The organism is Providencia sp. PROV032, from assembly GCF_028484875.1.
Taxonomy (GTDB): domain Bacteria; phylum Pseudomonadota; class Gammaproteobacteria; order Enterobacterales; family Enterobacteriaceae; genus Providencia; species Providencia rettgeri_E.
Map to the genome: position 1 here is coordinate 191262 of NZ_JAMPSX010000007.1, position 16066 is coordinate 207327.

Annotated in this window: 14 protein-coding genes and 1 riboswitch; of the genes, 10 read left to right on the forward strand and 4 right to left on the reverse strand. The window is 40.0% G+C overall.

All coding sequences use genetic code 11. The annotated features are described in order from the left end of the window. The first annotated feature begins 65 nt into the window (after window positions 1-65). Together PSF42_RS08525 and tehB are read left to right on the forward strand one after the other, a co-directional pair. Window positions 66-1145 carry a linear amide C-N hydrolase gene (locus PSF42_RS08525; RefSeq protein ID WP_125891445.1) on the forward strand — a complete coding sequence of 360 codons (1080 nt, stop codon included), beginning with the start codon at window positions 66-68 and terminating at the stop codon, window positions 1143-1145. A gap of 121 nt (window positions 1146-1266) precedes the next feature. Beyond that, the gene (gene tehB / locus PSF42_RS08530) at window positions 1267-2157 is read left to right on the forward strand and encodes an SAM-dependent methyltransferase TehB (protein WP_272679837.1); all 891 of its coding nucleotides are present in this window, start codon (window positions 1267-1269) and stop codon (window positions 2155-2157) included. A gap of 55 nt (window positions 2158-2212) precedes the next feature. On the opposite strand, the gene clcA is transcribed toward tehB, so the two are convergent. Beyond that, window positions 2213-3610, reverse strand: coding sequence for a H(+)/Cl(-) exchange transporter ClcA (gene clcA, locus PSF42_RS08535; protein ID WP_272679839.1), 1398 nt, complete (start codon window positions 3608-3610; stop codon window positions 2213-2215). 305 nt (window positions 3611-3915) lie between these two features. On the opposite strand from clcA, the gene hcp reads away from it, so the two are divergent. Together hcp and hcr are read left to right on the forward strand one after the other, a co-directional pair. After that, window positions 3916-5568, forward strand: coding sequence for a hydroxylamine reductase (hcp, locus tag PSF42_RS08540; RefSeq protein WP_125891442.1), 1653 nt, complete (start codon window positions 3916-3918; stop codon window positions 5566-5568). A gap of 75 nt (window positions 5569-5643) precedes the next feature. Further along, a complete protein-coding gene (hcr, locus tag PSF42_RS08545) occupies window positions 5644-6648 on the forward strand; it encodes an NADH oxidoreductase (RefSeq protein ID WP_272679840.1) in 1005 nt (334 codons plus the stop codon). A gap of 101 nt (window positions 6649-6749) precedes the next feature. On the opposite strand, the gene PSF42_RS08550 is transcribed toward hcr, so the two are convergent. Then, complete coding sequence (locus PSF42_RS08550; protein WP_102137364.1) at window positions 6750-6986, reverse strand: HEAT repeat domain-containing protein; 237 nt, start codon at window positions 6984-6986, stop codon at window positions 6750-6752. A 586-nt stretch (window positions 6987-7572) separates the two neighbouring features. Further along, a riboswitch (M-box (ykoK) riboswitch) is annotated at window positions 7573-7745 on the forward strand. A 73-nt stretch (window positions 7746-7818) separates the two neighbouring features. Between PSF42_RS08550 and PSF42_RS08555 the strand changes: the two genes are divergently transcribed. Continuing rightward, complete coding sequence (locus tag PSF42_RS08555) at window positions 7819-8889, forward strand: magnesium transporter (RefSeq protein ID WP_102137365.1); 1071 nt, start codon at window positions 7819-7821, stop codon at window positions 8887-8889. A 32-nt stretch (window positions 8890-8921) separates the two neighbouring features. Here PSF42_RS08555 and PSF42_RS08560 read toward each other — a convergent pair whose 3' ends face one another. Next, window positions 8922-9455: a SprT family zinc-dependent metalloprotease gene (locus PSF42_RS08560; protein WP_213914192.1), complete on the reverse strand. Its 534-nt coding sequence runs from the start codon at window positions 9453-9455 to the stop codon at window positions 8922-8924. 106 nt (window positions 9456-9561) lie between these two features. Here PSF42_RS08560 and PSF42_RS08565 point away from each other — a divergent pair, with 106 nt between their 5' ends. From PSF42_RS08565 to PSF42_RS08575, 3 genes are read left to right on the forward strand one after another with little or no spacing between them, the layout of a single operon-like run. Further along, window positions 9562-9888: an ArsR/SmtB family transcription factor gene (locus PSF42_RS08565; RefSeq protein WP_213914182.1), complete on the forward strand. Its 327-nt coding sequence runs from the start codon at window positions 9562-9564 to the stop codon at window positions 9886-9888. Between the two features lies 1 nt (window position 9889). Then, on the forward strand, window positions 9890-10327 hold the full coding sequence (locus tag PSF42_RS08570) for a YeeE/YedE family protein (protein ID WP_125891439.1): 438 nt from the start codon (window positions 9890-9892) through the stop codon (window positions 10325-10327). Between the two features lie 4 nt (window positions 10328-10331). Next, on the forward strand, window positions 10332-10742 hold the full coding sequence (locus PSF42_RS08575; RefSeq protein ID WP_213914184.1) for a DUF6691 family protein: 411 nt from the start codon (window positions 10332-10334) through the stop codon (window positions 10740-10742). Between the two features lie 70 nt (window positions 10743-10812). On the opposite strand, the gene metK is transcribed toward PSF42_RS08575, so the two are convergent. Beyond that, window positions 10813-11964 carry a methionine adenosyltransferase gene (metK, locus tag PSF42_RS08580; protein WP_125891437.1) on the reverse strand — a complete coding sequence of 384 codons (1152 nt, stop codon included), beginning with the start codon at window positions 11962-11964 and terminating at the stop codon, window positions 10813-10815. Window positions 11965-12682: 718 nt separating this feature from the next. Between metK and speA the strand changes: the two genes are divergently transcribed. Then, window positions 12683-14587, forward strand: a complete 1905-nt coding sequence (gene speA / locus PSF42_RS08585; protein WP_125891436.1) for a biosynthetic arginine decarboxylase — start codon at window positions 12683-12685, stop codon at window positions 14585-14587. Between the two features lie 326 nt (window positions 14588-14913). Beyond that, window positions 14914-15834 carry an agmatinase gene (gene speB / locus PSF42_RS08590; protein WP_125891435.1) on the forward strand — a complete coding sequence of 307 codons (921 nt, stop codon included), beginning with the start codon at window positions 14914-14916 and terminating at the stop codon, window positions 15832-15834. The last annotated feature ends 232 nt before the right edge of the window (window positions 15835-16066 follow it).

Below are 16066 nucleotides of genomic sequence, written 5' to 3' on the forward strand. Positions count from 1 at the left end.
AAATAGTTCGTATTTATGTAGTATGCTTATTATGTAAATTTATTTTTGACTATTTTGGAGATGGCATGCAATTTATTAAAAAAAGTATCGTAGCACTGGCCGCAACTGCAGCGATATCAATGCCGATTACAGTAAGCCAAGCTTGTACTCGAGTTGTTTATTTAGGTGAAAATGAACAAATAATGACCGGAAGAACAATGGATTGGAAATATGATATCGGTACTAATCTATGGATCTTTCCTCGAGGCATGGAGCGTGACGGTATTGCAGGGCCTAACTCTTTAAAATGGAAATCAAAATACGGTAGTGTGATAGCCTCGGGTTATGACATTTCAACGACTGATGGCGTAAACGAGGAAGGCCTTGTTGCTAATTTACTGTGGCTTGCGGAATCAAAATACCCTCAACTCGATAACAAGCAACCGGCATTGTCGATATCTTTATGGGCGCAATATGTTCTAGATAATTATGCGACAGTAGAAGAGGCGGTCGCTGACCTAGAAAAAAATCCACTTGTCGTCGCAACGGATAATGTCCCGGGACAAGATAGATTAGCAACGTTGCATTTGTCATTATCAGATGCGAGTGGCGATAGCGCAATTATTGAATATATTGATGGTAAGCAGGTCATTCATCATAGCCGCAAATATCAAGTGATGACTAACTCACCGGCTTATGAAAAGCAATTAGCAATGCAGGAATATTGGCAAGGTATTGGTGGCACTGTCATGTTGCCGGGGACTAATCGTTCTGCTGATAGATATGCTCGCGCTCAGTTTTATATTAATGCAATCCCTCAAAAAACAACACCTAATAAAGCGGTAGCTAGTGTTTTCAGTGTGGTACGTAATGTGTCAGTTCCTTACGGATTGACGTCCGAAAGCTCGCCTGAAATCTCATCAACACGTTGGCGAACATTGGTTGACCATAAACGCCAGCTTTACTTTTTTGAATCGGCATTAACGCCAAACATTTTTTGGACTGATTTAGCCAAAATTGACTTCTCGGCTGAAACGGGAAAAGTGAAAAAATTGGATCTTGGTGAAGAGCAGAGCCATATCTATTCAGGGGATGCGACCAACAATTATGTAGTTTCAAAACCTTTTGAATTCTTAGGGTTAAGCGCGGAACAATTAAGTTATTAATATCACTTATAAAGCATATCAGCCTCCTTCACCTTTAGGGGGTTGATATGAATCAAGTCCTTGATAGTTTATTCATGAATGTTTTGCAGATAGCAAACTAACGGTATAAGATGTATTTAAAATGCAACTTATTAGTGGTGATGATATGAATGATCTCGTGTGTTACAAAACTATGCCAGTTTGGAATAAAACGTCCTTACCGTTAATGTTCCAAGAGCGCCATAATACAAAAGAGGATACATACGCACAGTTGAAAGTGCTAAAAGGCTCTTTAGACTTTATCATTTTTAATGAAGATGGCAGCGAGCAACACTTTACTTTTGATATTCATAACCAGCCGCCTATTATCGAACCTCAAGTTTGGCACCGTATTTCCGCGTGTAGTGATGATATGGAATGCCAGCTCGCTTTTTTATGCAAATCAGAACTGAAATTTTATAAAGAGCACGGGTTAACGATCCCACATTCAGAAGTGCGTTATTTGTGTGAGAATCACCTCAGTAAGCCATGTAAAACATTGGATTTAGGTTCAGGGCGGGGTCGCAATAGTTTTTATCTTGCCTTGCAGGGGTACGACGTGACCTCGGTAGATATCAACCCTCAACATATCCAAGCTATTGACTTTGTTAAAAAACAAGCCGGAGTTGAAAATATTCATACAGCGGTTTACGACATCAATAGTCACCAGATACAAGAGGATTATGAACTTATTATTTCCACTGTTGTATTGATGTTCTTGCAAAGAGAAAAAATTGCAAATGTGATCACCAATATGCAAGAACATACATTAACAGGAGGAATTAACGTTATTGTATGTGCCGTTGAAACATCAGATGCGCCACTGGATTTAGTGCCATTTAAATGCTTCTTAAAACCCGGGGAGTTAGAAGGGTATTATAAAGATTGGGATATTTTGAAATATAATGAAAACCCTGGGCACTTACACCGCACGGATCCACAAGGTAATCGTATAAAATTAAACTTCGCGACACTCATTGCGAAGAAGAAATAAATTAGAATTCGTTATCTTCAAAAAGAGTTGCCACCATCGGCAACTCTTTTTATTTTTAAGGTTTGTTAGCAACGGTATTCGCTGTTTCTTTTTCGCTACGCGCTAAAGTTTTTTCCAACAATACAGAGTAAAGCGGTTTGCCTCCTAAAAATTGAGCCACCATTGTGGCGCCAATGCAGGTAATAATCATCGGTAAAATTAACTGGTAGTTATTTGTCATTTCTAAAACTAAAACTATACCAGTTAATGGGGCTCTGACTGTTGCGGCAAATAAAGCACCCATACCAGCAATAGCGAAAGTTCCCACTTCAATTTGGTAATTAGGGAATATTTCGAGGGCAGCATAACCAAAAACACCACCAAATAATGTCCCAAGGGCAAGTAAAGGGGAAAAAATGCCCCCTGGAGCCCCTGAGCTAAAGCTGACCGTTGAAGTTAAAAACCGTAAAGCAAAAAATATGAATAACAATGTGATGGTGAATTGGCCTGCAACCATCTGGTGGATCACTGAATAACCCCCACCAACAATTTCAGGTAGGTAAACACCAATTGCACCACAGCTACCACCAATTAACCCGCCCATGAAGACAAAGCGAGAAATTTTATTTTGGTAAAATGCTAAAAATTTACTTTGTAGGTACAATAAAAAACCATTAAAACAGATACCGATAACACCAAACATTAATCCTAAAATTAAATAAAGCCATAAAGTATTCATCGGTGCAGAAGAAAATTGGCCGATATTTAATACAATAGCTTCTCCATTAATCAACCGATAGACAATAGTGGAAGTAACAACACCAATAAATACCGCTTTAATTGAAATTAAACTGTATTTAAATTGTGGGCGCATTTCTTCAATAATAAATAAAATACCGGCTAAAGGGGCATTAAATGCCGTGGATAAACCTGCCGCTGCACCAGAGGCAAGCAAGGTGTGGCGTGACTCATTATCTTTTAAACGAAATAAATCATAGAACATTTGGCTCAGGTTCGCACCAAGTTGTACGGTTGGCCCTTCTCGTCCTAATACCATACCTGAGCCCAATGTCCCTAATCCACCAATAAACTTAACGGGAATGACTCTCCACCACCTAACAGGGCGTAAATCCTGTAATGCGCCTTCAATTTCTGGGATCCCAGAGCCACCTGACTCAGGAGAGAACCGTTTAACCAGGTAGTAACCTAACATGGCAAGAAGTGCCGAGATAAAAAACATCCCAACAACCATTAGCCATTTTGGGGCAACCCATTCACTCACCGATTGAACGCGATAGTTACTAATCCAAGTTGTTCCTATTTCAAATAGAGAACCGATGAGGCCGACTGCTGCACCAATCAGTGCAGCGAGTAGTAAGATCTTTAAAGGTGTTTTATCTGATTCTTTTAACCGTTTAAAAATCCGCAATCGATTTTTCATCATAGATTTACTTACTGAATTTACTTGGCTCATCTTTATTGGATTCTCTTTATACGATGGAATAACAAACACTTATAGGTAAGTATAACAAGAGTTATCGTAAGAACGTTATCAGGAATAAAATAAAATGCAAAATAGGGGATTTAAGCAAGAAAGGTGAAAAATAAAACTAAGAAGCACGAATAGCATACTTTTAATATTGTTAATAGTTCTCATTTGCAACGAATATTAATATAGATCAATAAACAGTGAAATAACGAATAATTCCGCTTTTTTATTCTAATAAAGAGCGTAGTCTTAATGTTGTATTTGAAATGCAACTTTAAGAGGCTAATAACATGTACTGTGTGCAATGTGAACAAACAATTAGAACTCCAGCTGGTAATGGCTGTGCATACGCGCAGGGTATGTGCGGTAAAACAGCAGAAACATCTGACCTACAAGATTTATTAGTTGCTGTATTGCAAAGCTTATCTGCAAGCGCAGTCACTGCCCGCTCACTGGGCATAATCGACCATGATATTGATAGTTTTGCTCCACGCGCATTTTTCTCTACCTTAACCAATGTCAACTTTGATTCAGAGCGTATTATTGGTTATGCCCGTGAAGCTATTTATTTACGTGATAAATTAATTAAACATTGCTTATCCGTGAATAGTGCAGTGGCTTTTAATCACCCATTAATTAATTTGCAATTAAATGGGACAGATATTCCAACCTTGCAGGAACAAGCGGCTCAATTTTCATTAGATATTGATAAAGCTGAAGTCGGTGAAGACATTCACGGTTTACGTATGTTATGCCTGTATGGCTTAAAAGGTGCAGCTGCCTATATGGAACACGCCCATGTGTTAGGCCAGTATGATAATGATGTTTATGGGCAATATCATGAAATTATGGCTTGGCTTGGAACATTGCCATCTGATATGAGTGAGCTGCTTGATAATGCCATGGCAATTGGTTTGATGAATTTCAAAATCATGGAAATTCTGGATGCAGGTGAAACGAGCGAATTTGGTCACCCAACACCAACGGAAGTTAACGTTCGCCCAGTCGCAGGGAAATGTATTTTGATTTCAGGACATGACCTGAAAGACTTAAAAATGTTGTTAGAACAAACCGAAGGTATGGGTATCAATATTTATACCCACGGAGAAATGTTGCCAGCACATGGTTACCCAGAACTGAAAAAATACCCTCATTTAGTCGGTAACTATGGTAGTGGTTGGCAAAATCAGCAAGTGGAATTTGCAAAATTCCCTGGGTCTATCTTGATGACATCCAACTGTATCATTGATCCTGATGTTGGTGATTATAAAGACCGTATCTGGACGCGTAGTATTGTGGGTTGGCCGGGGGCAAAACATTTAGTGGGCGATGATTTTTCTGCAATGATCGCTCAGGCGCAGTCACTTACTGGTTTCCCGTACACCGAAATCGAGCACAAAATTACCGTTGGTTTTGGTCGCCAAACACTGTTAGGTGCGGCAGATGCGGTGATTGATTTAGTTTCACAGAAAAAATTGCGTCACGTATTCCTTGTCGGTGGTTGTGATGGTAGCCGTGGTGAGCGTAGCTATTACACAGATTTTGCGCGTAGTGTGCCTGAAGATTGCTTAATCCTGACACTTGCTTGTGGTAAGTATCGTTTTAACAAATTAGATTTCGGTACATTAGAAGGGCTGCCACGCCTACTGGATGTGGGACAATGTAACGATGCGTACTCTGCAATTATGCTTGCGGTGAATCTATCAGAAAAACTTGGTTGCGGTATTAATGATTTGCCATTGAGTTTGATCCTGTCTTGGTTTGAGCAAAAAGCGATTGTCATCCTTTTAACATTATTAGCGTTGGGTGTGAAAAATATTTACACCGGCCCAACAGCACCAGGTTTCTTAACTGAAAACTTATTAAATGTGTTAAACGAGAAGTTTGGCATGCGTAGTATTACGACGGTTGAGCAAGATCTGGCAGAAATCTTACCTGCATGATCAATAAAACGATAGAAAAAGCTTAAAAACGATGTGAAAGACGGGGGCAGCGACCCCCTTTAAAGGAGTAGCGTGATGACCATGCCAAGCAGTTTATGTCCAAATAGAATGCAAGTTCATTCGATTATCCAAGAAACATCGGATGTCTGGACAATCAACCTTATCAATCATGATTTTTATACGTATTCGCCTGGTCAATATGCTTTGGTGAGTATTAAAAATAGTGATGATATCATGCGTGCTTACACTCTTTCATCATCACCGGGACAAAGTCGATTTATATCCATTACTGTCAGGCGGTTAGATGATGGTCAAGGGTCAAATTGGCTAACACGTTCGGTTAAAGAGGGCGACTATCTTTGGCTTTCTGAAGCACAAGGGGAATTCACGTGTGCTAATCTAAAAAATACTCAGTATTTGATGTTAGCGGCTGGGTGTGGTGTGACACCGATTATGTCAATGACACGTTGGCTGATGGTGAATCGCCCGAGTTCTCATGTAAAAGTACTTTTCAATGTTCGTGACGATAAGCAAGTTATTTTTGCGCAGGAGTGGCAAAAGTTGGTTCGGCTATACCCAGAACGATTGCAATTGTGTGTCATGCCAGAAACTCCCGATAATGGCGATGTTGCTCAAGGACGTTTAACTGAAGAGAAACTAAAAGCTTTAGTACCCGATATTGATTCACGAATTGTAATGACATGTGGGCCTGTGCCTTATATGAAAAATGCACAGCAATTTGCTGCGAATTTAGGTGTTCCTACTGAACATTTCTTTATGGAGCGTTTTTCTACTGAACCCGATATTGTTGATAGTGAAGATATTCTTACGTTGAAAATTCGCCAACGATTGGTTGATTTTAAAGTCCCAGTGGGAACGACTTTATTATCTGCACTAGAGCAAAATAAACAACCGATTATAGCGGCTTGCCGAGCAGGGGTTTGTGGAAGCTGTAAAACAAAAGTGTTGTCAGGGAATTACACAACAACAAGTACAATGACATTAACTGAAGCAGAAATCGCTGAAGGTTATGTTTTAGCTTGCAGCTGCCAATTACAAGGTAACACTGAAATAGCGTAAAATAGTTTAATATATGCAAACTGTCTCATTAGATTATTAATGGGACAGTATTATAAAATAGATCATAGTCATTATTTACAATACTCAAAATGAGAGTGTAATTAATGTTCTGGTAGTGAACCACGTAGAAAATAAATAGATAGCTTACTCAGCGTATTAATTGCTGATACAGCCACTTCTTTGTTTGGATCTTGACATAACTCTATGATCCGAATGATGGCATCATTGTATTCAATCGTTGCTTTAAAATCACCTAAAGCTGAAATAGCTGCAATTTTGATTTCATCGTTTACGCGAAATGTTAAATTCGTTAACATTCCAACAATTACTTTATCCATAATAAAACTTTCACTGTTAAATAAAATAAAAAATATTCTAAGATAATTCCCGTAATATTTAATACTAAATTGATGCCTGATATTAAATATTAACAATCTAAAAAAATGCTTTTCAATAACAATATCGATTTAAATAGCGATATAAGTGTATTTTCTTATTTCATTATTTGTTTATTTGCGCATTGTTAATATAAAAAACCAATTGGCAGTTAGCATTAGTTATCGTGCATACTCTTATAAAGCGTATTGTTTATATTTAATTAGGCGTACTCCTTTATGTTGTTATTTTTGTATTATAAGGTAAATGGAAGAATAAGTTTTGACTAATTATCGATAAGATTTGTTAAATAATATTACAGATCTTACTTTGATTTATCAAAGAATTGGTTGTAGGGAAGTCACTAAATATATTTATTTTAATTTGAATATCTAATTTTATTGCTAGTTACATTTTATTACATTATGTAGATGTAATTCATATGAACTTAAACGGAACTTAAACAATAAGTTTCCCATGCGTAAAAAAACGTAGATATAGGGTGGCAATTAATTCACCAGTGGGTATAATTCGCGCCGCATCCAAAGTGCAGTATCTCGTTAGGCGAGGCTCCTATACAAACATAGGTTACTGATCTGACGACGTCGAGAGACGCCCAAGATCAGGACAGGATATATCGACCGAAGGTATATCCCCATGTAACTTCCTGCTAAAGTCAGGATACGTTGTATAGTGCTAAAACCGAGACGAAGAGATAGCTTTTGCATTCTCTCATCTGGTTTCGCCCCTATGTGAGTACTGTTTGAGTAACCAACAGTAATAGGGACTAAAAAAATGACATTCACTACCCAGAACAAAGCGGGAGCAGTTGCTATTGCTCAATCCGCAATGAAAGGCGCACGCCTCAAAGACAATAATACACAATCACCAAAAGTTGATGATGCAACAGTAAGTGCTTATATGAGTCAATCATATTTGCCAGTATCTGTCGCAGACTCAATAGCTTGCGTGAAACAAAATCTTATTGAGCATCTTGATGGCGAGCAAATCCCAACCTATTTATTTGTTGTCGACAACGACAATTATTTAAATGGTATTCTTTCAGTCAAATCATTATTAGCTTCACCTGAAAATTTATTAGTGTCTGATATCATGCGACACAATTATTTTTCTGTTGCCCCAGAACAATCGCGTCATGATGTTTATGACCTGATTAACCATAGTGGTTTAGATATGATACCTGTGGTGCAATTTGGCAAATTAATGGGTGTTTTGCGTCCGCAAGATATCGCCGAGTTGATTGAAGATGAGAATACACTTGATGCGCAGTTACAAGGTGCGACCACCCCGTTAGATGAGCCTTACTTAACGACAAGCCCTGTAACTCTATGGCGTAAACGCGTCGTTTGGTTATTGATGCTATTTGTGGCCGAAGCCTATACAGGAACAGTGTTAAAAGCGTTTGAAGAACAACTCGAAGCCGCGATTTCGTTAGCGTTTTTCATTCCACTGTTGATTGGTACAGGCGGTAATAGTGGAACACAAATTACATCGACATTAGTTCGTGCAATGGCGCTCGGCGAAGTGAGTTTACGCAACCTTGGTACTGTTCTGAAGAAAGAGGTCTCCACCTCATTTTTAGTGGCGGTGACTATCGGTGGTGCAGCATTAATCCGTGCGTGGATTTTAGGTGTAGGCCACGAGGTCACTATTGTGGTTAGCTTAACCATCGTGGCTATTACAATGTGGAGTGCGGTTGTTTCTTCAATTATTCCAATGGTATTGAAGAAGTTAAAAGTGGACCCAGCAGTTGTTTCTGCACCGTTCATTGCGACTTTTATTGATGGAACTGGCTTAATTATCTACTTTGAAATCGCAAAATTAGTGATGACGGAGTTTGCTTAAGCGCACACCTCAAACTTGATGCGGCAGAAAAACTAATTTTCTGCCGCAGCGATAGAAATCTCTTCTTGTTTTAACACTTCCCCACATTTTCGACATAAATATTGGTTCTCACCACGTAACACTTTGTTATGACGGCGTATGGTTAATTCATGGGTCATTTCACAGGCACAGCGGTAGCGAAATGTTTTACTTTTTACTGTTGTAACCGCAAAGTTATGTGTTCGTTTCGCCGTGACTTCCAGTACATGTTGCATCATCCATTTCCATTCTTTGCCATGTGGTGCGATACCCTTACGCCCAAATATATGAAAAACCAACAAATGCGCTAATTCATGAGGCACAACCTCATCAATAAATTGCTCTGTATTTTCGATGAGTAAACTGGGGTTAAGGCGGATCTCCCATTCTTTTAAATAAGCACTACCTGCAGTTGTCCCCCGTTGTTTGTAATTAACCGTTGGCTCTGAAAATGACTGTTCGAGTTTATGTTCTGCAAGTGCGAGTTTTTCGCGCAATGTGCGCATGACTTGTTGCTGTAAAAAGAGTGGAACACGAATTGTTTTCATGGGGTAAAGGATACGTGAAGATAATGGATATAAACAAGCAATAATTGACATATATTATATCAAAAGATATATTGTATTTTTATATAATGTAAATTAGAAATAACATATGGACAATAATAACTCTGAACAGCAACTGTTAGCGATGAAGCAGGCCGCGTCAGAAACGGCTTCATTATTGAAAACACTAGGGAATCCAGATCGTTTAATTTTACTATGCCAATTAACACAGGGTGAAACTTGCGTTAGTGAGTTAGAAGAGCAGCTAGGAATATTACAACCGACACTCTCCCAACAATTAACGGTATTGCGTAATGAAGGTTTAGTGATGACGCGCCGAGAAGGGAAGCGTATTTACTATGCGATTGCAGATGAGAAATTATTTACGCTGCTCAATATGTTATATCAGCTTTATTGCCCCGTGAAGGAGAAATGAAATGACCATAGATTGGGCTAATTTTACGCCATTATCTGCTGCAGTGGGGGGCGTGTTGATTGGATTAGCCGCTGCTATTTTATTAGTGTTTAACGGCCGAATAGCCGGTATCAGCGGTATCTTAGGCGGGTTATTGAAACCGACTAAGGGGGATACTGCATGGAAAGTGGCTTTTATTATTGGCCTGATGAGCGCTCCAATGTTATTTACTTGGTTGGCGTATACACCCGAAGTTAACATTGCGACCAGCACACCTATTTTAGTTTTAGCTGGGTTGTTTGTCGGCTTTGGCTCACGGCTGGGAAGTGGCTGTACTAGCGGTCATGGGATCTGTGGTATGGCAAGGTTGTCCCGTCGTTCCATTGTTGCAGTATTGCTTTTTATGATCGTTGCTTTTGTGACGGTCGCACTAGCCAACCATTATGGGATAGGGAGATAACGCAATGCCTATTCTTATCGCATTAATTTCAGGGTTATTATTTGGCCTAGGATTAGTCGTTGCTGGAATGGGAAATCCAGCAAAGATTTTAGCGTTTTTAGATATTACTGGGACGTGGGATCCTTCTTTATTAATTACGATGGCTGTTGGAATGGTAATTAGTGGAATAACTTTTTTATGGGTCAAAAAACGCTCTGTTAGTGTGCTGAATTGCCCACTACAAATCCCAACCAATCAAACGATTGATAAAAAACTAGTCACTGGAAGCGTGTTATTTGGTGTGGGATGGGGACTCGCTGGGATCTGCCCCGGACCTGCATTATTATTAACAGGAATGGGAATAACACAAGGAATAATATTTACATTAGCGATGGTTGCTGGAATGGCTATTTTCCAGTTTACGCAAAAAAATTAATCGCTAATTGTGAACAATAAAAAACCCATCAAATGATGGGTTTTTGTATGTAATTTATAGACTAAAGTAATTACAAGCCCGCAGCGGCACGTAATGCTTCAGCTTTATCCGTTTTTTCCCAAGGGAACTGAGAACGACCAAAATGGCCATATGAAGCCGTTTGTTGGTAAATAGGGTGTAATAAATCAAGCATCTTGATTAAGCCATAAGGACGTAAGTCAAAGAATTCACGAACTAATTGGATTAACAGCGACTCATCAACTTTACCGGTACCGAACGTTTCTACCATAATCGAGGTAGGTTCCGCGACGCCGATAGCGTAAGAAACTTGGATTTCACAACGGTCTGCAAGGCCTGCTGCGACAATATTTTTTGCCACGTAACGTGCTGCATAGGCTGCTGAACGGTCAACTTTTGATGGGTCTTTACCAGAGAATGCCCCACCACCATGACGAGCCATACCACCGTAGGTATCTACAATGATTTTACGGCCAGTTAATCCACAGTCACCCATCGGCCCACCAATAACAAAACGGCCCGTTGGGTTAATAAAATATTTTGTCTCTTTTGATAACCATTCTGCAGGTAGAACTGGCTTGATGATTTCTTCCATCACGGCTTCATGCAGGTCTTTTTGTTGAATATCTTCAGAATGTTGAGTAGATAAAACAACGGCATCAATACCCACAATTTTATTGTTATCGTATTGGAAAGTAACCTGACTTTTCGCGTCTGGGCGTAACCATGGCAATATGCCATTTTTACGAACATCTGCTTGGCGCTGCACTAAGCGGTGTGCATAAGTAATAGGAGCTGGCATTAATACATCAGTTTCGTTGGTTGCATAACCAAACATTAGGCCTTGGTCACCCGCGCCTTGTTCTGATGGATCTACACGGTCAACACCTTGGTTGATATCGGGCGACTGTTTACCGATCGCACTTAAAACGGCACATGAATTGGCATCGAAGCCCATTTCGGAACTGGTATAGCCAATTTCGCGAACAGTTTTGCGCGTGATTTCTTCAATATCAACCCAAGCGCTGGTGGTGATTTCTCCCCCGACCATTACCATACCTGTTTTGACGTAGGTTTCGCAGGCAACGCGAGCTTTCGGGTCTTGTTCCAGAATAGCATCAAGTACTGCGTCAGAGATTTGATCAGCAATTTTATCTGGATGCCCTTCTGATACAGACTCAGAAGTAAAGAGATGTGTAGCCATGAGATTAATACCTTAAGAATTCGCAAATTTATAATTGGATGTTTTAACATCTAGACGGCTATTTTAGTCCCATACAGTAAAAATTTCTACCTGTATTTATACAAAAAACGAATAGAGACATAAAACAGTAATAGGTAAAGTTTTATCGCAATTTAGTCATTTTGGTTTTGCTTTTTGAGCGTAATAGATGTATAAACTGCGACCGTAACGGATGGTTGTTATTTCCCGTTATATACCAGCAGGATAATATAAAATGACTGCTATCTATCAGGAATGTTTATAAGCTTTTGAATTTCAATAAAAAACAAGGTGATATAGCTTAAATCAACAGGTCAACCTGCCAAAATAGTGCTACCACATTGAAATTTTAAAAGGGTAAACAGTTATATTGGGGGTTAATGGGTAATGATCCATAATCTACTGAATAACAGTATCCAACCGTCATATGCGGACCGCCGCGTGACTTTGGCATTTACTTTCCTGTCATTCTTTACTTCATCACGAAGTTACCGTCACATCTTTAATACACCTTCGAGGCTGAGTCATTAATCTGTCAGCTTAAGGTCGTATATTGTCACTGTTTAGAAGTTCTAAGCACTTTTTATTAAAATCTGAGTATTGCCGTTTCCCCAACATAACTGCCTTGCAGTGTTATGTCTTCACTGACATACATCAGGAAGGAGAACGCGTCACTCACCCCTCCATAAAGGAGTTTATTATGAATGATAATATCGCTCGCAAAATGCGTCAGACGTACAACATCGCGTATTGGGGTGGTGGTTACTATCAGGTGAATGAGCGCGGAAATGTCTGTGTTTGCCCGAATCCTGAGAACCCTGACACCTTTGTTGATTTAGCTGACCTTGTTAATCAAGTGAAAGAAGAGCAGGAGCATTTACGCTTACCTGCACTGTTTTGTTTCCCGCAAATCTTACAGCATCGTTTACGTTCAATAAATGCAGCATTTAGACGCGCACGTGAGTCTTATGGCTATAAAGGCGATTACTTTCTGGTTTATCCAATAAAAGTTAACCAGCAACGTCGAGTGATTGAATCGCTAGTGAATTCAGGGGAGCCGTTAGGGCTTGAAGCTGGCTCAAAAGCGGAGTTAATGGCAGTTTTAGCGAACGCAGGCAAAACACAAACCGTTATTGTCTGTAATGGATATAAAGACCGTGAGTATATCCGATTAGCGCTAATTGGGGAAAAATTAGGCCACAAGGTCTACCTTGTTATCGAAAAAATGTCTGAAATTGAGATGGTGTTAAAAGAAGCGGAAAGCTTGAATGTCACACCACGCTTAGGGGTTCGCGCCCGTTTGGCTTCTCAAGGTTCAGGCAAGTGGCAAGCCAGTGGTGGTGAAAAATCTAAATTTGGTTTGGCTGCAACCCAAGTATTACAATTAGTGGAAATTTTACGCAATGCAAATCGCTTAGATAGTTTGCAGTTGCTTCATTTCCATTTAGGCTCTCAGATGGCCAATATTCGCGATATCGCCACTGGGGTTCGTGAATCAGCCCGCTTTTATGTGGAATTGCATCGCTTAGGTGTCAATATCCAGTGCTTTGATGTGGGCGGTGGCCTTGGTGTTGACTATGAAGGTACACGTTCTCAATCCGATTGCTCCGTTAACTATGGCTTAAATGAATACGCCAATAACGTCATTTGGGCGATTGGGGATGCGTGTGAGGAGTTTAATTTACCGCACCCAACGGTGATCACGGAGTCAGGCCGAGCATTGACCGCTCATCATACGGTTTTAGTCTCCAATGTGATTGGGGTTGAACGCAATGAATTTACCAAAACCACACCACCTCATGAGGATGCACCGCGTTCATTAATTTCCTTATGGGAAACCTGGGAGTCAATGCAGCATCAGGGCAATAGCCGTTCATTACGCGAATGGTTGCATGATAGCCAATTCGACTTACAAGAAGCGCATACTCAGTATGCACACGGCGTGTTAGATTTGACTCAACGTGCATGGGCAGAAGAGCTATACCTGAATATTTGCCGTCGTATCCAGCAAGATCTCGACCCAAGTAACCGTGCTCATCGTCCAATTATCGACGAACTTCAAGAGCGCATGGCTGATAAGTTTTATGTGAACTTTTCTTTATTCCAATCGCTGCCAGACTCTTGGGGAATCGACCAAGTTTTCCCAGTATTACCGATTGAAGGTTTAGATAAACCATTAGACCGTCGTGCGGTATTGTTAGATATCACCTGTGATTCTGATGGTATTATTGACCATTACGTTGATGGTGATGGTGTTGAAACTACTATGCCAATGCCTGCCTACGACCCTGAAAACCCGCCTATGATAGGTTTCTTTATGATTGGGGCGTATCAGGAAATTTTAGGTAATATGCATAACTTATTTGGTGATACTGCCGCGATAGATGTCTGGGTCGATAGCCAAGGTAACCTGCGTTATTTGCAAAGTGAAGAGGGCGACTCAGTTGCTGACATGCTGCAATACGTCAAACTAGTGCCTGAAGTGCTATTAGAAAGCTTTACAGAGCAAGTAAAAGGCACGGGTTTGAGTGAGCAACTGCAAAAAGACTTTGTCGAAGAGTTCGAGAATGGCCTATATGGGTATACTTATCTCGAAGACGAATAAATTCGCGTCATATTTCGTGCTGTGGCGGTGTTGGCTGCATTCGCCAACCCTAGTCACATACTTATGTATGCTCTTAGGGCTTGGCGCATTTTGCCGCCTAGCGACAGCACGAACTATTTAGCGCATTAATTGTGTCATAGGGTTCTATATATGTCACAGCGCACTATATGAGTCATAACGTATTAAGATACTGAACAGATAATAACTTTGTGCAAATAACATGATTTGTTTATTATTTATACTGTGCGAAGTTAATTAGGTAAAAACCCTTCGAAGTGAATATTAAAAGGGCTTGCTAACGAGCAGGCCTATTTTGAGGAACTAAAATGATTAATAGTACTTTAGGCAATCAAGTTGATAACTCACTGGTTTCTAATGCATTTGGTTTTTTACGTTTTCCCCTGAACTTTCAGCCTTATAGCTCAGATGCAGAGTGGGTGATCACCGGTGTACCGTTTGATATGGCAACATCGGGTCGTGCGGGTAGCCGCCATGGGCCAGCTGCAATTCGCCAAGTTTCCACGAATCTTGCATGGGAAAGCCACCGTTGGCCTTGGAATTTCAAGCTAACAGACCGTTTGAATGTCGTTGATTGTGGTGATGTGGTGTTTGCTTTCGGTGATGCACAAGATATGAGTGAGAAGCTGCAAGCCCATACTGAAAAACTGCTTGGATCAGGTAAACGTTGCTTGACCTTTGGGGGTGACCACTTTGTGACACTGCCATTGCTGCGCGCTCATGCGAAACACTTTGGTAAAATGGCCTTAGTTCATTTCGATGCACACACTGACACTTATGGCAATGGTAGTAAATTTGACCACGGAACCATGTTCTATCATGCGCCAAAAGAAGGCCTAATCGACCCAAATCATTCAGTGCAAATTGGTATTCGTACTGAACATGACAGTGACAATGGTTTTACTGTACTGGATGCAGCTCAGGTGAATGATCGCAGTGTGGATGACATGGTTGCACAGATCAAAGAGATTGTTGGCGATATGCCTGTTTATCTGACTTTCGATATTGACTGCCTCGATCCAGCCTTTGCACCGGGAACAGGAACCCCTGTTATTGGGGGATTAACGTCAGATCGCGCGTTGAAATTATTGCGTGGAATACAGTCATTAAATATCGTCGGTATGGATTTAGTGGAAGTCGCTCCAGCTTATGACCAATCTGAGATCACAGCATTAGCCGCTGCGTCTATCGCATTAGAAATGTTGTATATTCAAGCTGCTAAAAAATAAACAATCTAAGTTTTATGTGTTCATAAGCCACCTACTCGGTGGCTTTTTTATACACAAATCTCAGCAAATCGTTTGCTAATCATACAAAGTTAAAGATATAGCATTTTTTGTTTATCTTATTGAGAATGATTTTTATTAAAAAATATCTTCGAATTTCATTATTTATGCCTTTTTCTTTGGTAAACAAAAAATATTCATAGTCTTAATAGTGAAATGTTTTTTATTAGTTAGG